Here is a 293-nt window from a genome sequence, read left to right on the forward strand (position 1 = left end):
ATGGCTGCTTCTAAGCCAACATCCTAGCTGTCTGAGCCTTCCCACATCGTTTCCCACTTAACCAGAACTTTGGGACCTTAGCCGGCGGTCTGGGTTGTTTCCCTCTTCACGACGGACGTTAGCACCCGCCGTGTGTCTCCCGGATAGTACTTACTGGTATTCGGAGTTTGCATGGGGTTGGTAAGTCGGGATGACCCCCTAGCCCAAACAGTGCTCTACCCCCAGTAGTATTCGTCCGAGGCGCTACCTAAATAGCTTTCGGGGAGAACCAGCTATCTCCGAGTTTGATTGGC

General features: G+C 53.9%; 1 rRNA gene. It reads right to left on the reverse strand.

What is annotated here, in order from left to right:
• Positions 1–293, reverse strand: a 23S ribosomal RNA gene (locus J9889_RS24820); the annotation flags it as partial.

It is taken from the genome of Aeromonas sp. PrichA-15 (genome assembly GCF_017939245.1).
Classification (GTDB): Bacteria; Pseudomonadota; Gammaproteobacteria; order Enterobacterales; family Aeromonadaceae; genus Aeromonas; species Aeromonas caviae.